16 protein-coding genes and 1 pseudogene are annotated in these 22,392 nt (G+C 57.7%); 16 read left to right on the forward strand and 1 reads right to left on the reverse strand.

What is annotated here, in order from left to right; genetic code table 11:
* Positions 1-102 precede the first annotated feature (102 nt).
* Complete coding sequence (locus HB780_RS13145; RefSeq protein ID WP_183688366.1) at positions 103-2,037, reverse strand: methyl-accepting chemotaxis protein; 1,935 nt, start codon at positions 2,035-2,037, stop codon at positions 103-105.
* Positions 2,038-2,444: 407 nt separating this feature from the next.
* Between HB780_RS13145 and HB780_RS13150 the strand changes: the two genes are divergently transcribed.
* The 16 genes and pseudogenes from HB780_RS13150 (at position 2,445) to HB780_RS13225 (ending at position 22,102) form a co-directional block, all read left to right on the forward strand.
* Positions 2,445-3,722: an ABC transporter substrate-binding protein gene (locus HB780_RS13150; RefSeq protein ID WP_183688368.1), complete on the forward strand. Its 1,278-nt coding sequence runs from the start codon at positions 2,445-2,447 to the stop codon at positions 3,720-3,722.
* Positions 3,723-3,751: 29 nt separating this feature from the next.
* Positions 3,752-5,452, forward strand: coding sequence for an acyltransferase (locus HB780_RS13155; protein WP_183688370.1), 1,701 nt, complete (start codon positions 3,752-3,754; stop codon positions 5,450-5,452).
* 453 nt (positions 5,453-5,905) lie between these two features.
* Positions 5,906-6,040: pseudogene (locus HB780_RS13160) on the forward strand (ATP-binding protein); the annotation flags it as partial.
* 441 nt (positions 6,041-6,481) lie between these two features.
* Positions 6,482-7,729 carry a GNAT family N-acetyltransferase gene (locus HB780_RS13165; RefSeq protein ID WP_183688372.1) on the forward strand — a complete coding sequence of 416 codons (1,248 nt, stop codon included), beginning with the start codon at positions 6,482-6,484 and terminating at the stop codon, positions 7,727-7,729.
* Between the two features lie 14 nt (positions 7,730-7,743).
* Positions 7,744-9,072, forward strand: coding sequence for an MFS transporter (locus HB780_RS13170; RefSeq protein WP_183688374.1), 1,329 nt, complete (start codon positions 7,744-7,746; stop codon positions 9,070-9,072).
* Positions 9,073-9,119: 47 nt separating this feature from the next.
* Complete coding sequence (dmpG, locus tag HB780_RS13175; protein WP_183689716.1) at positions 9,120-10,139, forward strand: 4-hydroxy-2-oxovalerate aldolase; 1,020 nt, start codon at positions 9,120-9,122, stop codon at positions 10,137-10,139.
* Position 10,140: 1 nt separating this feature from the next.
* On the forward strand, positions 10,141-10,998 hold the full coding sequence (locus HB780_RS13180) for an acetaldehyde dehydrogenase (acetylating) (protein WP_183688376.1): 858 nt from the start codon (positions 10,141-10,143) through the stop codon (positions 10,996-10,998).
* A 37-nt stretch (positions 10,999-11,035) separates the two neighbouring features.
* Positions 11,036-13,201, forward strand: a complete 2,166-nt coding sequence (locus tag HB780_RS13185) for a carbamoyltransferase C-terminal domain-containing protein (RefSeq protein ID WP_183688379.1) — start codon at positions 11,036-11,038, stop codon at positions 13,199-13,201.
* 4 nt (positions 13,202-13,205) lie between these two features.
* Entirely contained in the window at positions 13,206-14,474 is a 1,269-nt protein-coding gene (locus tag HB780_RS13190) for an aminotransferase class I/II-fold pyridoxal phosphate-dependent enzyme (RefSeq protein ID WP_183688381.1), read from the forward strand.
* Entirely contained in the window at positions 14,449-15,321 is an 873-nt protein-coding gene (locus HB780_RS13195) for an HpcH/HpaI aldolase/citrate lyase family protein (RefSeq protein ID WP_183688383.1), read from the forward strand. Before HB780_RS13190 ends, HB780_RS13195 begins: the two co-directional genes overlap by 26 nt.
* Before the next feature lie 97 nt (positions 15,322-15,418).
* Positions 15,419-15,910, forward strand: coding sequence for a MaoC family dehydratase (locus HB780_RS13200; RefSeq protein ID WP_183688385.1), 492 nt, complete (start codon positions 15,419-15,421; stop codon positions 15,908-15,910).
* Complete coding sequence (locus tag HB780_RS13205; RefSeq protein WP_183688387.1) at positions 15,907-16,920, forward strand: ornithine cyclodeaminase family protein; 1,014 nt, start codon at positions 15,907-15,909, stop codon at positions 16,918-16,920. The genes HB780_RS13200 and HB780_RS13205 overlap by 4 nt, the downstream gene beginning before the upstream one ends.
* Positions 16,920-17,693, forward strand: a complete 774-nt coding sequence (locus HB780_RS13210; RefSeq protein ID WP_286202943.1) for an SDR family NAD(P)-dependent oxidoreductase — start codon at positions 16,920-16,922, stop codon at positions 17,691-17,693. Before HB780_RS13205 ends, HB780_RS13210 begins: the two co-directional genes overlap by 1 nt.
* 67 nt (positions 17,694-17,760) lie before the next feature.
* Positions 17,761-18,585 carry a serine O-acetyltransferase gene (cysE, locus tag HB780_RS13215; protein WP_183688389.1) on the forward strand — a complete coding sequence of 275 codons (825 nt, stop codon included), beginning with the start codon at positions 17,761-17,763 and terminating at the stop codon, positions 18,583-18,585.
* 1,497 nt (positions 18,586-20,082) lie between these two features.
* Positions 20,083-20,871, forward strand: coding sequence for a helix-turn-helix transcriptional regulator (locus HB780_RS13220; protein ID WP_183688391.1), 789 nt, complete (start codon positions 20,083-20,085; stop codon positions 20,869-20,871).
* A 580-nt stretch (positions 20,872-21,451) separates the two neighbouring features.
* Complete coding sequence (locus HB780_RS13225; protein ID WP_183688392.1) at positions 21,452-22,102, forward strand: TetR/AcrR family transcriptional regulator; 651 nt, start codon at positions 21,452-21,454, stop codon at positions 22,100-22,102.
* The last annotated feature ends 290 nt before the right edge of the window (positions 22,103-22,392 follow it).

Here is a 22,392-nt window from a genome sequence, read left to right on the forward strand (position 1 = left end):
ACAGCGGCAGCACCCTATGAGAACGGCCGATCGTGATGATCGGCCGCCCGATTGTCATATCAAATTCACGCAACTACTTGCGCATCGACCATCGCGTACTCGTCAGAACTCTTCCCATGCACCGGCTGTTGCCGCAGCACTGCCCGAACCCCCAAAGGCGCCGGCAAGCTTGGCGCGGAGCGATCGCGCCGGCGAGGCTGCGGGGGCCGACTGTTGGGTGGCGGCGGCCGGCCGCTGATAGCTTCGATCACCTTGGAGGGTGAACTGGCCGAGCAGATTATTCAGGGATGCCACTTCCTTGGCCAGGCTGTGGCTGGCCGCGGTGGATTGCTCGACCATGGCGGCATTCTGCTGCGTTCCCTGATCGATGCTGTTGACCGCTGTATTGATCTCATGCAGGCCGGTTGCCTGTTCACGGGCCGCCTCGACGATCGCCCGCACATTATGGTCGATCTCCTCCACTTCCTTGACGATCTGCTGAAGCGAAGTTCCGGTTTTCGTGACGAGGTCGACACCGCTGTGAACCTGTTGGCCGGATGTCGATATCAGCGCCTTGATCTCCTTGGCTGCCTTGGCGGAGCGTTGCGCCAGTTCGCGCACCTCCTGGGCAACGACCGCAAAACCCTTGCCCGCATCACCGGCGCGCGCCGCCTCGACGCCCGCATTGAGCGCCAGGAGGTTCGTCTGGAATGCAATGTCGTCGATCACGCCGATGATGTTGCTGATTTCGCTCGACGACTTCGAGATCGCCTCCATCGCGGAAACCGCTTCGCGCATGACGTCGCCTGATTTCTGCGCGCCGATGCGGGCGCGGCCGACAAGCGAGCCCGCTTCCTCTGCCCGCCGGGTGGAGTCCTTGACGGTGGTTGTGATCTGTTCCAATGCGGCGGCGGTTTCCTCGATCGAAGCGGCCTGCTGTTCGGTGCGCTTGGAGAGGTCGTCGGAGGCTGAGCGGATCTCGTTTGCACCGGCCGCGATGGCCTGGGCATTATCGCCGACGGCGCTCAGCGTATCCTGGAGCTTTGCCATCGAGGAATTGAAGTTGGCGCGAAGCTGATCGAGATGGGCAACGAAGGGTTTGTCGATGCGATAGGTCACGTTGCCGTTCGAAAGCTCAGAAAGGCCCGCGGCCAGTCCGTCGACGGCAAACTGGGTGTCGGCCGCATCCTTGGCTTTCTGCGCCTCACGTTCCAATCTTTCCTTTTCAGAGAGGCTACGGCCGGCATCAGCCTCTCTCTCCAGGCGAATGCGTTCGATGGCGTTGTCGCGGAAGACCGACACGGCGGCGGCCATATGACCGACCTCATCCTGGCGCTCGATACCGGACACGGTTTCCTCGGTCTCGCCCTTGGCCAGCGACGCCATGCGGGCGCGCAGCCGTTCGATCGGCGATGTGATGCCACGGGCAGAGACCAGGAGGGCAACCAGGATTGCCGCGGCAAAGATGATGCCGAGCGTAACTAAGGTATAGGTGATGGTATGGAGCGTTTGCTCGCTAAGCCTTTTACTTTCGGCAGCAATGCTCTTGTTCAAGGCGTCGAGCCAGCTGCGAACCGTCAGCATCTCCTTGTCGATAAGCGGGTCTGCCTGCTTCAACAGGTGGTTAGCCGTATCATTGTCATCAACCAAACCAGCCTTCACGGCCTGATCGGTCAATGCAATGATATTGTTGGCTTGAGCCGTGAGTGCGTCAATCGCCGTCGCCTCAGCGGGCATGAGACGCTTGGCATTTGCCAGCCGCTGGAGAAGGACCTTTTTGTTGTCGTCATAGTCCTTGGTAATTTTTGCTATTTCCGGGTCTTTTGAGCTGTAGACCAGGACTTGATAGGCATTATAGCTGAGCGCAGTCACCCGCTGACTTGCACGCGACATCTCCACTGCGGCCGTTTCGTCATTCGAGATAAAATCGGAATAGGTCGCGACGGTGTCTTTGTATTGGCTGGAAACAAAGAGGACACCCGTGACCCCGATCAGACATATGGGGATAATGATGGATAGAACCTTCGTTCTGATCTTGGCGTTCTGCAGGAATGACATTGCTTGGCTCGCGCGTGATGAAGTTCAGGCAATCGTATTGCGATTGGGGATGGTCGCACGCGTTGGCGTCTGCCTGCTTCGAGGTCGGGGGGCATTACAGAGAGGGAGCGTCCTGCTCGTCGCCGATGGCGCTGTGCCAATATAGGACCACGTCAGCCTAACAAAATTGTTAATGAGACCGAATCCTACAGCGATTATTATGCGTGGCGATCTTTTAGAAAAGACCAACATACCATTGTATTGGATCGTTTTTTGCCGGTCGCCGATTTGTATGCTTGTCACAGCAGCGGGTCTTGACAGCGGATGCATTCTTCCGCCTTATAACGCACGATTTGGTTACTTGTCGGAGGCGATATCGTCGCCTGGACGATCAGACCAAATCCAAACGGCTTGGAGGGAGGAGATCCATGTCTGTTGCAGCAACCCGCAGATCCGTGCTGATGGGGGCCTTGGGTTTGGCCGGCGCGATGATGCCCTTCGGCACCGCAAGCGCCGAGACGACGCGGCTGCGTCTCGCCTGGTGGGGCGGCAATGAGCGGACCCGCAGGACGCAGGATGTGCTGAAACTCTATCAACAGCGCGTCGCTGGCGTCGAGCTTGCGGGCGAGGTCAGCAACTCGGAATACTTCACCAAACTCGCGACGCAGGTCGTCGGCCGCAGTGCGCCGGATATCTTCCAGCTCGAGCCCAACAGCTTCGCCGATTTCGTCAAGCGTGACTGTGTGCTCGCCCTCGACGGTCTCATGCCCAATCCGATTGACGCCGCCGGGATCAGCCGCGCCATGCTGGATCTCTGCGCGGTCGACGGCAAGGTCTGGGGCATCCCTCAGGCCCTCAACTCCTTCGCCATGATGTACGACAAGGATGCCTTTGCGACCGCCGGCGTGGCGCCGCCGGACGCTCAAACCAGCTGGGAGGACTATGCGGATCGCATGGTTGAGCTCACTAAGGCGCTCAACCGCCGCCGGTACTGGGGCTCCTGCGACGCCAGCGGCTACAGCTACGCCTTCCAGGTCTGGCTGCGTCAGCGTGGCCGCGACCTGTTTACCGCCGATCAGGCGCTGGGCTTCGGCAAGGACGACGTGGCCGAATGGTTTGCCTACTGGGACAAGTTGCGCCAGCGCGGCGGTTGCGTGCCGGCCGATGTCGCAGCACTCAGCCCGGATTCGACGATCAACCTGATGCCGCTTATCCAGGGCAAGGCGGCGACGAGTTTTGCCTTTTCCAACCAGATCGTCGGCATGCAGGCGACCACGCCGGTACAGCTGGCAATGACCATGTTTCCAAATGGAGGTGCCGGGGCAAAACCCGGGCAATTCTACCGACCGGCGAGCAGCTGGTCGATCTATGCGCAGTCCGCGAACCCCGAGGCGGCCGCGCGCTTCATCAACTTCTTCGTCAGCGATCCCGAAGCTGCCAAGATCCTTGGTGTGGAGCGGGGCGTGCCGATGAGCCCCGCGTTGCGCGCGTCGATCCTGCCGACACTACAGCCAGTCGAGCGGGCCACGGTGGAGTATATCGATGCCATCGCGGACAAGGTCGGTCCCTATCCACCACCGCCTCCCAAAGGGTCGCAGCAATTCGGCCAGCTGATGAAACGGGCGGCCGACGCGGTGGCGTTCAACAGCGCCTCCATTGGCGACAGCGCCGCCAGCCTGATGAAAGACGCACACTCCATTCTCTGACCGCCCGCCGCAACTCGAGGAAATATCCCATGCAGGCCGCTGCCAACACCCCAGAGGCGAGAGAACATCTCACGGCGGAGTTCGATGCCCATCCCTGGCTGTTTGAACATCATGCGACGGCAGCACAGCGGAGCGAGCAGGATGCCTTCGTCGCCGAACTCGCACAGCGCCTGCCGCTGCGGATCGGCGAGGCCTGTTTCCTGTCGCCCAAGGCGCATATTTTCCCCGATAGCCTGACGCTCGGCGACCGCTGCATTGTCGCCGCGGGGGTGCGGGTTCATGGCCAGCTCATCGCGGGTGATCATTGCTCGTTCAATCTGAATGCGTCGGTGATCGGTCATGTCCGGATGGGGTCCTGGGTCCGCGTCGCCGCCGGCGCGGTGCTGGCCGGCTTCGACCATATCGCGGACGATCCGGAGACACCGATCGCGCTGCAGGGCGTTTCCTACAAGGGCATCGAGATTGGCGACGATGTCTGGATCGGCGCCAATGCGGTGGTAACCGACGGGGTCCGGATCGGCAGCCACTGCATCGTCGCGGCCGGGGCTGTCGTTACGCGGGACGTGCCTGACTACGCGCTGGTCGGCGGTAATCCCGCACGCCTGATCCGCGATCGCCGGCGACCTCGCTCTTCCACGCCGGCAGATCCTCTGGTGGCCGAAATAAAGACCTTCAGCGCTCGGATGGGGGAGGAGTGGCCCAAAATTCTCGCCGCTCATGCTGCGCCTGCGTCCGATCGAGCGTCGTGGTATTTGGACCCCCGCAACAACCGGAATGCACCGTTCCGCGCCGATTGCGACGCGATCCAGATCGCAGCGATGTTCGGCGCGGTTCCGGACCCCTTCACCAGAGAGGAGTGGACCGACCGGCTCGCCGCGCTCCAGGATCCGGGCACGGGGCTATGCTTCAACACGGATACGATCCAAGTCGTTCGCGAGAACCCGCCAGCCGATCCCGGTGGCGACAATCTCTACAACATCCTTTGTATCGGCTACGCCCTGGAATGTCTGGGCACAGCCTTCCGTCATCCGGTCTCCTGGGCGTCACGCCTCGATGCAAGCACGCTGCAACGCGCGCTGAACGGTCTGCCTTGGGCCAGCAAGGGCTGGTCTTCGGGCGCCTGGGTCGATGCGCTCGGTACGGCTTACTACTTCAACGCCCGCTACTTCAGCGATCCCGGGGAACTTGCGACCCTGATGGGCTGGCTGACCACGCGCGCGGATCCGGTGACCGGCCTCTGGGGCGGCCCGGTCGGCGATGACTGGCTGCAGCCTGTGAACGGCTTTTACCGGCTGACGCGGGGAACCTATGCCCAGTTTGGCATTCCGCTGCTCTATCCTGAGCGGACGATCGATTCCGTGCTGGCCCATCTGCGTCGTAACGGCCGGTTCGAGCGAGTGCGTTTCGATGCCTGCAATGTCCTCGATGTCATCCACCCGCTGATGCTTTGCGCACGGCAAACGGATTATCGCGCGGAGGAAATTTCGCAGGTGATACGGCATCTCCTGAACGCAGCGCTCCGACACTACACTCCTGGGCAGGGCTTTGCCTTTGCACGAAGCGAGGCCCCCGGCTTGCAGGGCACGGAGATGTGGCTGTCGATCGTCGGCCTCATCCTGGCGTATCTGGGCCTATCTGATGCGGCGAGTTTCCAGCTCGTCGGGTTGCATCGCTGGGGCCCCGCACTCCCGGTCGGCAGTATCCGCTGGCCGGAACTTGCGGTGCGATGACGCACCGCTGTTCTCGTCCGTTTTCCCGTCAGGCGGCGCCATCAATGTTCTGCGGCGTCTTCAGTGCGTGACCGCTATTACAAGCCAGTCGTCATCCCGAAGCGGGGCTAGCATCGCGCGCGCATCGCCCAGTGCCTTGCTTTCGTTGAGCAGGCTCCATGCTGTCTTGTCTGATGCCTTGGGAGGTTCGAGGGTTAGTCTGTCGAGTTTTACGCTCAATTTCTGCACCGCGCCCGGAGGGGTCCAGCCGCCAGTGTGGCGGAACCCGCCGGGTTCCAACCGCCCGGCAGAGGCGGCATAGCCATACAGCATTGCTTCAATCGGCTGTCCATGGATGAGAGAGTCGATTTCTTCGGGCGACCAGCCGAGCGCCGGCAGATGCGTTTCGGTGCCGACGGCCTATGGCTTCCAGGACATTGTGGTGAAGGGGTTTGTCGAGGAGGTCGTCATCCTGAATGGATCGAGACCTTGGGATCGGAGCGTCTCACCGGCGCTCTGCTCGACCGTATCACCCACCATGTCAGCATCCTCGAGATGAACGGCGATAGCTATCGTCTCGTCCAAAGCCGCGCCAAAAAGGCCGGCTGAAACCTTATCAAAAAATCGCCGCGCGCATGAGACCCCGCTCGGGCTACGCCGTTGACACCTGAAAGAACTTATGGGGCGATCCCCTGGAATTTTTCCCAGATGCTTCACTCCAGCAAGCGAATTACAAAGGAGCCAACGATTGGATGAGCCCAATCAAGCTCCAGAAGATGGGATCCAACGGATGATAACTCTCGTTAGTTAGTCCAACGCCGCGAAATGATGGACGCCGATGGTATGTCGACCGCCGGCTCGAACATGAAGCTCCGGTCGATATTTTGAACACATGCCACGCCCGCATTCGATCGGATGAAGCTGCAAAAATGCTTGTGCATCCGCCGGGCGGCAAATGAGCCCTGTTTAGAGCTATCAGCCTGAAGTGCCTATCGGCTACTCGAAACATTATCGCCGGATATACAACTAAAAGTTTAGGAAATCCCGCAAATGACAACCGAAACCGTAGGGATACTTGATTTAGGTTCAGGGCTCCGTGGAAGGTGCTCGACCTCGGTCCACGAGCTTCCTCAAGAAAAACTCAGAAAACTGACGCAAGGCCTGCCGTTCTGGGGAGCCCCAAGCTGGTGGGATGCTCTACCTAGGATGCACAATCAGCAGATTTTATTCCTTTGGGTTGAAGACGGCTTCGGGGACATGCTGGCAGTGCTGCCTTGCCAAATTGCAAAAGGCGCCGAGACGGCAGTCTATTACAATGTTGCAGAAACATTAGTTTCCGAATCTAATTTCGGTTCCCTCGATCACTTGACCTTATCAGAGCGGGAGCGGCTCGAAGCGTGCCGCCAAACTGTGACGTTGCGTGACGATCTTTATCCCGCCTTTGTCGGATCCATATCAAACTCTTGGTGCGCGCTGACCATCGACAGCGATAAATCCGATCAACAAATCCGTAGATGCATTCAGGCGATGACTGATTTGTTTGATATCGTCGCGGATAGGCTGGGCTGCGGGGCGCGGGCGATATTCTACGTCAACGAGCGGTTGGCTGGCATGCTCGATTCCGCGATGTCGAGACTCGATTATACGAGCGGCGAGATCGGTTACGAAGCGGTGCTGGATATCGAAGGAAGTAGTTTCGACGATTATCTGCGAAGATTGAGCCGTCATTCCCGCGCAGTGGTTCGAGGTGAGAAGCGCAGGTTTGGGGAATCGGGCCTGTCGCTGACGGTGGCGCGCGGAAAAAAGGCGCTCACCCCAGAAATCCTCGAGCTTCAAGCGGCTGTTCGAGCGAAGTACGGATTGAGCACCGACCCTGAAACGCTGCGCGTGCAGCACGACGCGATCCGCGGCGCTTTCGACGACGAGTTGTTGGTGTTCTCCGCGAACCGGGATGGCAAACCGGTGGCATTCTCCCTGTTCTTCGTGCACGGCGAAGCGATCTACAGCTACTTCACGGGCGCGGATTATGAGCAGACGTCAGGTACATTCGCGTATTTCAACCTGGTTTACTATGCCCCGATCGAATGGGCGGCGGCGAATGGGTTCAAGAAGGTTCATTTGAGCCTGTCCGCCTATAAGGCAAAGCTCATTCGCGGCTTCAGACTTGAGCCGGTGCGTGGCTTTCTCAATGTCAAAGGACCGTCGCAGCAGGATGCAGCGGGTATCTTCAGCCTTCTCGCGATCAGCGAACAGCGAGCCCGAGCCCCCGGTCATCAAGAGAAGGCATTAGCAGGATGAGCGGGTCCCAGCCTATGTCCTCCCCCAGCTTCGCCGGCTCAAACCCGCAAGACGCTGAACGAACTCCGACCGGCTTGCGACAGCTGCTGAACGGTGGAGACAAATCATCCTTCGTGCTCCTTCTGATAACTATGCTAATTCAGACGATCGGCTTCGGGCTGTTGACCTGCCTCTCCGTCATTTATTTCACGCGCTATGTGAACCTGTCTCCGGCGGCCGTAGGCTTCGGAATCTCCATAGCAGGCCTCGCGGGCATATTCGTCGGCCTACCGGTCGGGCATCTGGCGGATCGCATCACGCCCAAATACCTACTGTCCCTGCTTTTTATCCTGCAGGCGGCCGCTGTGCTGCTGTATCCACTGGCCACGACTTACGCGGCCTTCATCGTCGTGATCGTTTTATACCAGATGGTCGAGCGCGGTGCCAGCGCGGCACGCGGCGCCCTGGTTGCGAAGATGTTCAACAGCGAAGCGCAGAGCCCCACACGCGCCTACATTCGCACGGTCGCCAATGTTGGGTTCGGTATCGGAGCGCTCATCTCCACGAGCGCCCTCTCGCTGGACGATAGGGCAGTGTTTCATACATGCCTCTTCATCGCCGCCTTAGCCTATGTTGTGGCGGCTGGAATTACGCTCCTTCTGCCCGTTCCGACGACGCCAAAGCTACCGGCATCAGTCCATAAGGGCAGCATGATGGGAGACCGCCGTTTTCTCTCTTTCGCACTCCTGAACAGCGTGCTTTCGACTTACAACGCCGTGTTGGAAGTCGCCATGCCACTCTGGATCGTCGGCCATACCAGCGCGCCGCCCTACATGGTGCCCGCCCTGTTCGTCATCAATACGGTCCTGATCATCTTGCTTCAGGTGCCGGTGGCTCGCTTCGCGGATCGCCCGTCCCGCGCGGCCCCCGCCATGCTAACGGGCTCAGTGTTGCTTGCGATCAGCTGCATTGCGCTGCTCTTTTCCTCATACTTCACGGCAGTTCCGGCGGTTCTCATCCTGTTAGTCTGTGTCATCGTCTATTCCGTAGGCGAAGCGCTTTCCGTGGCCGGATCGTGGTCGCTCGCCTACACCCTCGCGCCGCCGGCTCGTCACGGGATTTATCAAGGCAGCTTTACCGCCAGCACGACGCTCGGCCTGCTCGTAGGTTCATCGCTCGTGACCACAGTTCCTTTATCCATGCCCGCCGTGGGTTGGCCGGGGATGGCGGTTCTCCTGACCCTTGCGGGCCTTCTGAGCTACTTTCTTTTCCACAACGACGAGCACTACCGGCCGGCCGCCGAAGAGCGATTGGGGCAGCACGGGCTGCGCTCACTCTTCAATCTCCGAAACCATAGGAAGTAGGCGCAATGAGCGACGCTAGAAACAAGGTTCCAGCAATGACCAGCGACATCGACGTTCTGATCCATGATCCCACACTGAGAGACGGAAACCACGCGATCCGCCATCAGCTCACTTTTGAGCAGATAAGGGACTACTGTTGCGCGATGGACGGTATCGGATTGGATTGCGTCGAGGTGGGCCATGGCAACGGTCTGGGAGCCTCTTCCCTTCAGCTCGGTATCGCGCCGACGAGCGACGAACAAATGCTGACAGCTGCGCGCCACTCGCTCAAGCGGACCAAGCTCGGCGTTCATGTGATCCCCGGCTTTGCAAGCCTTCGCGATATCGCCGTTGCTCTCGATTGCGGCGTCGATCGGGTGCGCGTCGCAACGAATTGCAGCGAAGCAGACACCGCGAACAGATATATTGTGGAATGCAAGAGATCGGGGTCGGTGAGCGTTCACGGTGTCCTGATGATGTCGCACATGCTGGAGCCCCTGAAGCTGGCCCAGCAGGCGAGATTGATGGAGGGCTATGGCGCCGACGCGATCATCCTCATGGATTCCGCAGGATACTTCGTTGCTGCGGACGTGCGCGAACGTATCAGCGCGGTGCGGGATCTGGTTTCGGTTCCCGTCGGATTCCACGGGCACAACAATCTCGGGCTCGCCGTTTCGAACAGCCTCACCGCGATCGCCGCCGGCGCATCTATTATCGATGCTACCACGCGGGGTTTCGGGGCGGGCGCTGGAAACTGCGCCCTTGAGATGCTGATCGCTGTCTTGTTCAGGTCGAACATCAATTCGGGGGTCGCAATGACCAATCTGCTGAAAGCGATCGAGTTCGTCCCTGGCATAATTCGGCCCGTCGCGCCGCCGGAGATAGGAACAACCGTCGCGAGCGGCCTCTACGGAGTGTTTTCGGGGTTCGAAAGCCCCGTGAAGCGAGCCGCGGCCGAGTTTAACGTCAGCTCGGTCGATATATTTCAGATCCTCGGTCAGCGGCGGGTGCTCGCCGGGCAGGAGGACGCGATCCTGAATGTCGCCCATGAGCTCGCATCGCGAACCAACCGCCAGGGAACATATTGAGATGCGTGTCGCGATTATAGGCACTGGCAATATCGGCTGCGATCTCCTGGCGAAGGTCGTGAAGTCCCGCAGCCTGACCTGCACGCATTTCATCGGCCGCAACGCCGCCTCACCCGCCCGCGATTTTGCCGGCGGCCTCGGCGTCCGGATGCAGTGCGGAGGGCTCGATGCGCTGGTGGACAATCTGCAAGATTTCGACCTGTTATTCGACGCCTCCTCCGCCGTCAGTCATTCGGAAAACGTCGCCGCCCTCGACGGAGCGGGCAAGCGCATCATCAACCTCACACCCGCGCCGAACGGCGACTGGTGCGTTCCAGCGGTCAATCTTCCCACGATCCGGGACTCGTCGTGCATAAACATGGTCACTTGCGGCGGCCAGGCATCAATTCCGATCGCTTATGCCCTGGCGCGGTCAGGCATCGATATGAATTACATCGAGGTCGTATCGACGATTGCCGCAAAGAGCGCGGGACCCGCAACGCGAAACAACATCAGCGAATATATAGAAACAACCCAAGCGGCCGTCAGGACGCTAACGGGAGCAAACACGGCCAAAGCTATCATCAACATCAATCCAGCAGAGCCGCCGATAGAAATGCAGACGACGGTCTATGCCGTCAAGCAAGAGCTAGACATCGAAAGAGTGCGGCGGGAAGTTGACGAAATAGCGCAAAATGTTCGCGCCTACGCTCCCGGCTTCAATGTTGTCATGAGTCCCAGACCCTCACTCGAAAGATTGGTTACAATCGTAAGGGTCACGGGGTCGGGGGACTTCCTGACATCCTATGCGGGTAATTTGGACATCATCACATCAGCGGCGGTCCATGCCGCGGAATACCTTGCCGCGGCATCAGCCTAGATGCCCAGTTCATCAACATCATGACCAGGAGGACGGGATGACGAATACCTTCGGCTCATTTGGACCAAGGCATACACGCCTTCCGAAGCTCGTTCAGCGAGTAACGGATATATGCTTCGGCGCGATCGCAGCTCATCATCAATTTTACAGTATGGGTTCGAAAGTCGCCAAACACGTTGGCGAGACGTTTCGAAAGCGTCTTCAAGCCGGCGAGACGCTTTACGTAATCGGCATTACTCCCATGGGACACAATACCGGCGTGGCCGTTGTATCGGTATCGAACGCCGGCGGGATCGAGGTGCTGTGCAATAATGAAGAAGAACGTTTCACCGGTGAGAAGCACACGAACAAATTCCCACACGAAAGCTTGCGAGAGGCACGAGAACTGCTTCAGGCGCGGGGCATACCGGCAGAACAGGTATTTACAGTAGGAGGTTGGGACTATGTTTCCGCATTGGGGTTCGATTTGCGAGTCATTTTCGAGCATGCGCCTCGAAGCTTGACGCTGCTCAACCCGAAACATGACCCGACGTTCAATCCCACGCATCTGGTTCGGGGGATAAAGGCGCCTTCGAATATTTCCCGCGCACTGGGATCCTCGCAGAGGCTGCCATTCATCGGCATGCATCACCATAAGAACCACGCTTACCTGGGATACTCACTCTCGCCGTTCTCCGAAACGGACGACGACGTCATGATAACCGTTTTGGATGGCACGGGCGATAACGGCGCTATATCGCTCTATCACGCAAAAGCGGGGGAGCTGAGATGTCTTCGGCAGAATGAAAGTACAACGGACTCGCTTGGATACCTTTATGGTTATATCAGCTCTACACAAGGTGGCTGGAGCTTCCTGAGTTCCGAAGGACGCTACATGGGAGCGGCTGCCTGGGGAAACAGCTGCCGCGTCACCAACCCTTATTATAAGCGGCTCAGGCAGATACTGTACTTCGGGGCCGGCGGCGAAGTTCATGTCAACCGAGCCATGATCAACTGGCACATAAAGAGCCACACCGACCCGTATGGCCAGAGCCTGACCGATATACTCGGTCCCGCAATTACGCCGGAAAAAACATGGAACCCGGATCGCGTGTTGTCGGTGGAGGACATCGAGCACTCGCCGATTACCCAGGATCGCGTCGACAAGGCGCAAGCACTCCAACTCGTCTTCGAGGATGGATTGTTTCATATCGTGGAGCATCTGATCCGGAAGACAGGCGCCTCCAAGCTTGTGCTGACTGGTGGCACCGCGCTCAACTGCGTTGCGACAATGCGCCTGACCGAGCACTTCAATCGCGATTATTTCCGACGCTACCTCAACAAGGATGCGACGCTCGAGGTTTGGGTGCCTCCCATCCCGAATGACGCAGGTGTCGCCCTCGGCGCGGCGATACATTTCGCAGCTGAGAATGGCGCAAGACCGCGTAGCCGTCTCGAAACACCGTACATTTGCGGTCGCGCGGCGCTGACGGCCGAGATACGGGAGGCCTGCGCCCAAGCTGGGGTCAAGGCGGACTACATCGGGAATATCAAACAAAAGCCGGTTCTGATGCAATTGGCCGAGTTCATGGCCGATATCGTCAGTCAAGACGGAGTCGTCGGTCTCTATCAAGGCGCTGCCGAAACCGGGCCTCGCGCGCTTGGAAACCGCTCGATCCTTGCAAATCCACGCAACGTTAAAACACTCGAAAACCTGAACGACAAGGTGAAATTCCGAGAGCGTGTGCGCCCGCTCGCGCCAATGGTGACGCGGGAGCAAGCGGATAAGTATTTCGAGCTGAGCGAAGGCTGCTCGGCGCGCGATTTCGAGGCTTACAACTACATGGTGCTGACGACGCGCGCCAAACCCGTGGCCAAGCGCGAAATTCCGGCGGTCGTGCATGCCGATGGAACAAGCCGAATCCAGATCGTGCGAAGAGGCGATAACGAGCTTGTCTATGAGTATCTCACCGCTATGGGCCGTTTAAATGGCGCCGAGGTCTCGGTGAACACGTCTCTGAATGTCGGCAGCCCGATCGCACAAACCGCCGCGCAAGCGGTGGAAACCCTGAGACGCGCAAAGGGCATGGACTATCTGGTGATGGTTTCGAAGGAAGGCGACGCCTTCTGCGTGCCGGGCGCGGCCAGGAAAGGCAGAACGGCCGGTTCCCACGACGCAAGCCGTCGAGACGATCGCGTCGAAGTTTTGACAAAGGAGCGATGAAGAAATGGACGTAATCCAGGAAGTGTCCGTCGTGGGGCCACGACAGTTTCGCAACAATGATGTTGCCATTGGCGCCGGAAACGAATTTTGGACGGCATGCCGAAGCAATGGCCTGGCCGGTATTGTCGCGAATCTTACGGGCGACGGCATGCTTGAAGATCCGGATGGTTTTCGGTTTCTCAATCTGAGTTGTTGCTCCTATCTGGACCTAGACAGCCATCCGCAAATTATCGAAGGCGCCATCGAGGCTTTACGTAAATACGGCGTGCTCGACCATTGCATTTCAAGGATCAGAATCCAGCTGCCAATGCTGCTGGAGCTTGAGGAGGCGCTCGGCGGCCTGTTCGATGCAAGGGTCGTATCAGCCATTTCGGCGAGTGCCGCGACGGCCGGGGTGCTACCTTTGCTAGCCTCCGGCCATCTTACGCGGGGCGAGCGGCCCCTCATGATTTTCGACAAGTTCGCGCATTTTTCGATGAACCTCTTCAAGCCGGTATGCGCCGACGAAACGACGGTGCTGACATGCCCGAACAACGATCTCAACTTCATAGAGGATCAGTGCAAAAGAAACCACAAGGTGGCCTATGTTACGGACGGCACCTTCAGCATGGGTGGTCATGCCGACGTTGCCGGTCTGCTGGAGCTGCAGGACCGGTACGGGTTGTTTCTCTACTTCGATGATTCCCACTCGCTTTCCGTCGCCGGAAGCCGCGGTGAAGGCTATGTGCGTTCCCAGATAGCGTCGCTGTCCGACGACACGATCATCGTTGCAACCCTCAACAAGGCGTTCGGCAGCAGCGGTGGCGCCATCATGCTCCCGAAGAGCCGCACGGATATGGAGGATATCCTCACGCGGTTCGGCGGTCCGCTGGCATGGTCGCAGCCCATGAATACGGCAGCTGTCGGCGCCTCGCTTGCCAGTGCACAGCTGCATGACTCACCCGAACTGAAGCTGCGGCAATCTCAATTGGACGCCAATATCCTTCGCTTCGACGCGCAAGTGCTCACGCCACAGCGCGGAAACGGATTTCCGATCAAAGTGGTGCCGGTCGCCAATACGAGAGTGGTTTCATGTGCCCAGGAACTGCTGCGCCGCGGCTATTATGTGTCACCGGTCTTTTTCCCGATTGTTCCGAGATCTCAGGCCGGGCTGCGCGTCATGCTGCGCAGTGGACTGAGCCCTGCGGCTGTCGATCATCTTTGCAAGAGCATCATTGACGTTGTTGGCCAAGACGTGGAGGTGAAACATGACCAGGACGCAACAGTTCAATAGAGACCGCACCGTGCAGCCCGCCGTACACTGCGTGCTGTATACGCCGGGCTTTTCGAGCGGCCGTATCGCGGCGGCGGCCCGCTCAAGCGCGAGCGCGCTGCTATTCGATCTGGAGGACTCTGTTCCCAAGGGGCGCAAGCCGCTTGCACGGGAGCTTCTTAGCAGCTGGTGCAAGCAGCCCAAGGGCGGCGGCCTGCGTGCCGTGCGCATAAACGAGCTGAGGTCGCTCGAGTATCTGTACGACCTCAGCTGTCTTCTGGCCATCGAGAGCCACCCGGATATTGTCGTCCTGACCATGGTGACGGACGCCCAGGAAATAGAGATCGTCCGGCATCATTTTGCCGATGGCGGTTACCGGCCGCGGATGTTCGTAACGATCGAGACCACCATGGCGCTCGAGCGTATCGATGCCATCGCCGCCGTATCGGACGGCCTCATTCTCGGCTCCGCCGATCTCGCCGCCCAGCTGGGCGTGGATATCAGTTGGGACAACATGCTCTATGCGCGGCAGCGCATCGTGCATGCGGCGGCGACATACGGCATACCCGCGGTCGACACCGCTTGCTTCCATCTCGACGACGACGCTGAACTGATCAAGGAAAGTCAGAAGGCCAAGGAGCTCGGCTTCGTCGGAAAGGCCGCTGTCCATCCCAGGCAGGTCGACATCATCACGAAGATATTTCAGCCGACGGAAGCAGAGATCGCCAGGGCGAGGGAGATCGTGGCGCGGGCCGGCGAGGCCGATGGCGAGATCATCCGCCTCGATGGCAACATGATCGGCCCGCCCTTTGTCATCAGGGCGAAGAAACTGCTGCAATCGGCTGCTTTGGATCGAAGCGTTTCTTAGAAACGCTCCGCCCTATCGATTTAACAGTTCCATTTTTACCCAATTTCCGGACGGACAGCCGTCGCGGCCCTTGGTGAAATTGTTTGGAGAACAGCCCATGCTCGAGCAAACAGGCGAAACGGAATATACCGAAACTGCCGGGTTGCACTATGAGGACCTCGTAGAGGGACTGACGATCCATCACCGCCCCGGCCGGACGATCTGCGAGGCGGACAACACATGGATGACCCTCCTGTCCATGAACAAGCATCCGCTCCACTTCGACGCCGAATATGCGAAAAAGACCGAACACGGCCGCGTGGTCGTCAACAGCGTCGTCACCTTCGCAATCGTCAACGGCATGACGGTCTACTCGCTCAGTGCTAGGACCCCAGCGAACCTGGGCTGGAATGACGTACGCCTGATCCATCCGGTCTTCATCGGCGATACGCTCTACGCCTCAAGCATCATCAGCTCGAGGCGCCTAAGCGCAAGCCGACCGGGCGATGGCATTGTCACTGCCTTCACAACCGGCTTCAACGGCGAAAACACCCCGGTGATCTCCTTCAGCCGGACGTTTCTGGTTCCATGTCGGAGGGAGCCCGCGTGACGCTCCAGGATCCCCCCCTTGCCTTCAAGGTTCTGACGGCACAGGAATGCAAGCAAGCGCTGCCAATGCCGGAGGCGATCGAGGCGGTGCGCCGTGTGCTCCTGGCCCAGAAGGCGGACGAGCTCGTCGTTCCACAGCGGACGATCGTCGACATGACCGAGGACGCTGATCGCACGCAAATCCTCCTGATGCCTTCGGCGTCGCGTTCCTCGGCAAAATTCGTCGTCAAGCTTTCGGCGATCGCGCCGCGCAATCTCCATCGCGGATTGCCTCTGGTGAGCGCCGTTATCATCGTCCTCGACGCGGAAACGGGGCGGTTGCACTCGATCCTCGACGGCGCCCATCTGACCGCCGTGCGGACAGCCGCGGCATCGGCGGTGGCGACGGATTGTCTTGCCAGGGCGGATGCTTGCGAACTGGCGCTGATCGGCGCCGGTGTGACGGCCCGGGCGCACATCGAGAGTGTAAGCGCGGTCCGCAACATTGCCCGCCTGACGCTTTTCTCAAGAACGAAAGCCCGGGCAGAAGCCTTGGCTGGTTGGGCCGTGGAGAGCGGTCTCTGCCAGACTGCGGAGGTGGTGGACACCGCCGAGGCGGCTGTCGGGAACGCGGATATCGTCTGCACCACCACATCGATCGCCTCCGAAGGCCCGATCCTCGATCTCGCCTGGCTGAAGGACGGCACCCATGTCAATGCCATCGGCGGCGTGGATGAAAATGCAATGGAGATAGAGCCACGAAGCCTTGCCGGCGCACGCATCGTCGTTGAGGAACTGGACGCGGCGTTCCGGGAGAGCGGAGAGCTCAGGAGCGCCCGCGCGCTCGGACTCCTCGACGAGAGCAGCGTCGTTCGGCTCTGCGATGTTGTCGCGGCGCCATCCGTTGCGCTGCCGAGCGGCCGGATTTCCGTCTTCAAGTCCGTCGGCGTTGCCTTTCTGGATTTCGCGGTGGCGGAAGGCGTCTCTCGCGCCGCCTTGCAAATGGGATTGGGACGGGAGGTCATGGGTTGATGGAGAAAAAAACGATGAAGCACGACCTCGGCGGCCGAGTGGCGCTAGTGACTGGTGCAACGAACGGAATAGGAAGAGCGATCACCCTCGGCCTCGCAAGCCGCGGCGCCAGTATCAAGTTCAGCTACCACGACGATCTGGACGCGCTTCGTGAACTAATGACGGCTCTTGAGACCCTGGGGGTCCCGGCGCAGGCCTATCAGGTCGACGCCAGAAGCCCGGCATCCGTTGGCGAAATGATCGGTTTGCTCGGAGATGAGCATGTGGACGTGCTCGTCAACAATGTTGGCATTACAACACGCGACGGTTTCTTGGACGTTTCCGAAAAAGCCTTTGACGACGTAATGCATGCAAACATGCGTTTTCCGTTTCTTTTGACCCAACGTATCGTCAAAGGGATGATCGCCCGTGGTGGCGGCGGATCAATCATCAACATATCGTCTATAAGCGCGTTCAAGGCTATCAGCATGATGAGCCATTACCAATGCTCGAAGGCGGCTCTGTCAATGCTGACCAAGAGCCTGGCTGTCGAGCTCGCTCCCCACCGAATTCGGGTCAACACTATTTCACCTGGCCTGACGGCCACCAAGGGTAACCGCCACCAATGGGAGGGCGCACCCGAAATATGGCGTGAACGCGGACGAGACATCCCGCTGGGACGAGCAGGCACCCCCGCCGACTGTGTCGGTGCGGCCTTGCTGTTGGCATCGGATGACGCCGCCTGGATCACCGGTGCTGACATTGTCGTCGATGGCGGTGAAGCAGCAATTTAGGGTCGGAACTCGCCAGGAACCTGACGGTTACTCCCTGTTGATTTGGTATACTCGGTTAGGACGTGGGATGGCATATCAAGAACATCAAAGTCCCATTGTTTCTTGGGGGGCAATCAGTGCGGAGATCGCCTTACTGCGCCGAAGAGAGCCTTTGCTGAATGGGCTTTTATCCTCACTCTTTCGGGACGCCAACACCTTGAACGAAGCGTTGGCTGCGATTTTAGCCAATTCTCTTCAGACGGCGAATGTTGAAACGAACGCCTTAAAATGCCTCTTCTGCAAGACCTTGGCGGATGACTTGTTGGCCTGGGCGGTATTGGACGATCTAACAGCAGTTCGTGATCGTGATCCGGCATGTACTACTTACCTGCATGCTCTTTTAAACTACAAGGGCTTTCAAGCGCTGCAGGCATATAGAATCGCACATAGATTGTGGAATGACGATCGCGCCGAACTAGCCTTATGGATTTCCAATAGAGTTTCCCTCGTCCTAGGCCCGGATATCCATCCGGCTGCCAAGATCGGTTCAGGCATCATGCTCGATCATGGTTCTGGCATCGTGATTGGCGAAACGACCATCATCGAAGATGACGTCTCCATACTTCACAATGTCACATTGGGTGGGACAGGAAAGGTTACAGGCGACCGACATCCGAAAGTGCGACGCGGTGTGATGATCGGTGCAGGCGCAAAGATCATTGGGAATATTGAAATTGGAGAATTCAGCAAGGTTGCGGCGGGCAGCGTTGTCCTAAAGCCGGTTCCAGCACGCTGCACCGTCGCGGGCGTTCCTGCGCAAGTTGTTCGCGTACATGATGCAACAGAGTGGCCATCAATGTTTTCGAGCAGGGTCGGATTGTTCGAGGCCAACTTGATGGAGGATAACCGGTGATCGACGAAATGATGAATCCGCGCCCGCTCAGGCTAAACCCGACCGGCATTTCCTGTGGGCACACCACAATCGATGCCGTCCATTTATGCGTTTCCAGCCCCGGCAGACCGGGCCAGCCAATGCCTGAAAACAACTCCTCACTTCGGATCAATTGCCACACGCTCATCCATCTTGGAATTGGTCCGGTTAAAAGTGACCCTATGAATATTGTGTTCAATACTCACAACGGACTTTAGTGGAATGGCCTGGTCTCGACTACTTCTGGATCAAGATCGCAATCGGGCCCTCGTCGTGGGTGCCAGCATCGCCGGTCCGATGATCGCAAGCGTGATGATCAATCACTTTGATGAAGCTATCGCTCTGGATCCTGAGGAACTGCCAGAGGCGCTATTGCCTCCATGCCGTGTACCCAAAAAGCACTATGTCCGCCTGCTCTTGGAGCGCGCTAGGAAAATCATGAGCGAGTATTTACCAGAATCATGGCCACGCCGGAAAGCGGACGAGCGCAAGGAGTCGACTTCTGCCTCCTAGTCGTCGGGCGCTGGTCGGTTGAGGTCTTGCCCGCGAACATCAAACGTACGGGCGGAAGTTTCGCGAGTGCAATTCTGGAAAACATCTAGGAAAAATCCTAGAGGGTGTTGAGGCCAAGCCAAGGTAGATTTTTCTAAAGTATTCGCAGCCGCAGTGCTGACGCTTGGCAATGAGCTTGATCGGATCAGAATTCCTCCTTGAGTCCGAGCGAGCCGATCAACTAGAGGATTTATCGAGTCCATGAAACGGCCGTACCTTGGTGGCTTACTTACTAAGCCAGTTGAATACTGGCGCCGCTTTCGCGGAAAAGATCAGTCAGACCGTGACCCCAGTGGTGATATGGCAATGCTGCATAGACATGAGCGGGAGAAGCGGGACAGATTGCGCTATGCCCTGATATATCTACTTAAAGAAGCAAAATCTCTCGGTTACATGACAGTCGCCGAGCATTTACACCGTGCGATCAAGAGCTTGCACTAACGTATTATGAGTGCTGGGCGAATGGCACTACAGCGGTCGCTTCCCGATAATCCATTTCAAAATTACAATTACCTTGGTATCACGGAGTGAGACCCTCGGACCGAGGCTGCTACCTTATTGATGGCGCGGGGTCTGGAGCCGCACAGGTTCGTCCCCGGAGATCAACATGACAACAAAGCGGCCATTCGCCTAGGCGCGACGATGGCCTCCAAAGGCACCGTTCGGGCATTGGAAGGCACCAACCTTTATCGCCGGTTCTATCACCATGGCGTTTTCATATGCACTGCAAGATTGAGAGAAATTGATCAACAACTATCGAGATGGTCTGTGGCAGCTCCTCCTATCGAGATATAGAGTGTGTTTCTTTGAGAACAGGACATTCAAAGCGAGTTTCAGCGCACGAATATCAAAATGGTTTCAGCATCTTGTTGGCTTGAGCGGGTTCCGAAGGATTTTAGTGTGCCGCGCTAATCAAATGGGGGTCGAATGGATCGAGATGGTGCATTGGGCCGCGCCTTGGAAGCTCTGGACGACGCAACGTCGCATCAAGATCTCTCGACCGCAATCCATATGCTTCGGGATGATTACGGGCTAACCAACATCACGTATCGCGGCTTCAGATTGGTCGGTATTGATAAAATTCAGACGACGATGATCATCTCGACAAGCGATCCAGAATGGTTCCTGCAATATGATGCTCGGGAGCTAAGTCGAATCGATCCCATTGTGGACCGCGCGCGCAATTCTCCGCTTCCACTGGACTGGGACGATATAGACAGGCGCTCGAAGAGCGCTCGACATTATTTTTCGGAGATGATGCGTTTTAAGATTGGAGACCGCGGGCTCTCAATGACGATATCGCCGCCAAATAGACCACCCGGGCTGTTTACTTTCATAGCGAGCGAGTTAAGCGGCTCGGAATGGCAGTCACTTCGTAGGCGGTGTCAGGCAGACATGATGTTTCTTGGCCAACATGTACATTATCATGCCCAGACGATTGGCCAAATAAGGCAGGCCGACGACCTGCTGACGGAGCGCGGACGCAGATGTCTGGAACTGGTGCTGAACGGACATAAGCCGGGATCGATCGCCAAGCTATTGGGCCTGTCAATTCATACAGTCAGGATGCACCTGCGCCACGTGCAAAAACGGTTGGATTGTCACACCCTTCCGGAAGCCATTGGCAGGGCAATGGAGCTCGGCATTCTTAAAAATGCACATGCCGTTCCTGCTGCCCGTTCCCCCAGTTATGGGATTGGTCTTTTGGGTCGATAAGCAGCTTTTGACGATCCAGACCACAGTTTGTCATGGACCAGTCATTCGTAGAGGCGAGCTCTTCTTTGTTATTTCATTCGCCTCCCGCACCTATCGGATTTTTCAAAATTCCCCCGAATACAAATCGCGATTGGTGGAAATTTCCAGGTCAACGCCATCGACGAATTATTATTCTAACTAGTTGACGGGATGAAATTTCCAATAATTGAATTTAATTCCTTAAAATCAGTATGTTAAATCGATTATTACACCAAGTTTCGCATATTGCCGAAGCGGCAATTTTATCTGAGATTCCTTAGGGGGATAGCGGATATAGCGGGGGTACATTCATGAAAGCAGGATGCAACGATTCGATCTTTCGAATGATTGTGCAGCATGTTTGCTATCCTAAGAACCTAATGGAATTGCCTATGGTGCGCAGGGGCGACCTTGCACGTTTTAGGCTTTTCCACGGATATTGCTTCCTCCCAGTTCTCCTCGATGAAATTCCCCTCCTCAAGGTTGTTCTGCTCACTTTCGAAGCGGAGAAGAGGTCGAGGTTTTATGCAGGCACCCATGTGCTTGCTAACAACTGGGCGAAATGATGAAACGAACGAGAGAGGAGGTAGCGGAAACACGCCGAAAGATCCTCTCCGTTGCGGAAGAGCTTTTTTTACAACGAGGATTTGAGAACGTCTCGATTCGTGAAATCGCCGCAGTCGCCGGTGTCTCGCGTGCAGCCGTACATTGGCATTTTCAAAGCAAGACGGGGCTGATTATTGCGCTCGGGGCCGATATATGCTGGCACATATATGACCTTCAGGAGCGACTTGTCACCGGCAGGCTGGATAATCCGCTGAAGGCTCTTACTGAGACACTGGAAAAGGCTTTCTGGGACCTGGAGAACGACGGTCGCGCCCGACGCATTATGGGTATCTATTGTGCTTTAGAAGCCTCCGCGACCGGGAATTTTTTTGATGAGGCGGGGGCATTCCGTCGAGATATGATGAATTGCCTATTGGGAATATTCGTCGCCAGCGAGCATGAATTGTCACCGCCATGGACGGCAGACACGGCTGCAAACACCCTGTTTTTTCTATTGGATGGGATTTTCAAAGAGAGGCTGCGGGAGGAAAATACCATGAGCCAATCTTTGTCATCTCACGGAAGCACTCTCGTGCAGACAATGCTTGCGTCCTGCTGGAGCGGGGTCGTTGCCGCGAAAGAGGTCAATCTTGATATGAGAGGCTGATTGTTCTTGGCGCGGACAGTATTACGTGTCGCCTGGCACTTTACATACGCAGTCAATGACATTTCGCAGCCACCCGTGCATGGCTCATAGTCTGCCACCGCCCATTTCATCCGAGTGCATCGGCGTGGTCATTCAATCACGGAGACTCAAACGGCCACGCAAACGCGATCGCAACGACATGGTCACGAACCATGAATTGGTGGCCAGCCATAGTTCGTCTGGTGCCGGAGGACCCGCCAACTAGGCCAAGATTCCTCATATCGCCCCCATCACCTAAGTCACTATAGCGA

The organism is Rhizobium lusitanum (assembly GCF_014189535.1).
Classification (GTDB): Bacteria; Pseudomonadota; Alphaproteobacteria; order Rhizobiales; family Rhizobiaceae; genus Rhizobium; species Rhizobium lusitanum_C.

Coding starts and splice junctions, on each gene's coding strand:
- HB780_RS13210 (WP_286202943.1), top strand. CDS start 16,920: ATGGAGAAAAAAACGATGAAGCACGACCTCGGCGGCCGAGTGGCGCTA.
- HB780_RS13145 (WP_183688366.1), bottom strand. CDS start 2,037: ATGTCATTCCTGCAGAACGCCAAGATCAGAACGAAGGTTCTATCCATC.
- cysE (WP_183688389.1), top strand. CDS start 17,761: ATGGCATATCAAGAACATCAAAGTCCCATTGTTTCTTGGGGGGCAATC.
- HB780_RS13155 (WP_183688370.1), top strand. CDS start 3,752: ATGCAGGCCGCTGCCAACACCCCAGAGGCGAGAGAACATCTCACGGCG.
- HB780_RS13185 (WP_183688379.1), top strand. CDS start 11,036: ATGACGAATACCTTCGGCTCATTTGGACCAAGGCATACACGCCTTCCG.
- HB780_RS13150 (WP_183688368.1), top strand. CDS start 2,445: ATGTCTGTTGCAGCAACCCGCAGATCCGTGCTGATGGGGGCCTTGGGT.
- HB780_RS13165 (WP_183688372.1), top strand. CDS start 6,482: ATGACAACCGAAACCGTAGGGATACTTGATTTAGGTTCAGGGCTCCGT.
- HB780_RS13220 (WP_183688391.1), top strand. CDS start 20,083: ATGGATCGAGATGGTGCATTGGGCCGCGCCTTGGAAGCTCTGGACGAC.
- HB780_RS13225 (WP_183688392.1), top strand. CDS start 21,452: ATGATGAAACGAACGAGAGAGGAGGTAGCGGAAACACGCCGAAAGATC.
- HB780_RS13195 (WP_183688383.1), top strand. CDS start 14,449: ATGACCAGGACGCAACAGTTCAATAGAGACCGCACCGTGCAGCCCGCC.
- HB780_RS13170 (WP_183688374.1), top strand. CDS start 7,744: ATGTCCTCCCCCAGCTTCGCCGGCTCAAACCCGCAAGACGCTGAACGA.
- HB780_RS13190 (WP_183688381.1), top strand. CDS start 13,206: ATGGACGTAATCCAGGAAGTGTCCGTCGTGGGGCCACGACAGTTTCGC.
- HB780_RS13200 (WP_183688385.1), top strand. CDS start 15,419: ATGCTCGAGCAAACAGGCGAAACGGAATATACCGAAACTGCCGGGTTG.
- HB780_RS13180 (WP_183688376.1), top strand. CDS start 10,141: ATGCGTGTCGCGATTATAGGCACTGGCAATATCGGCTGCGATCTCCTG.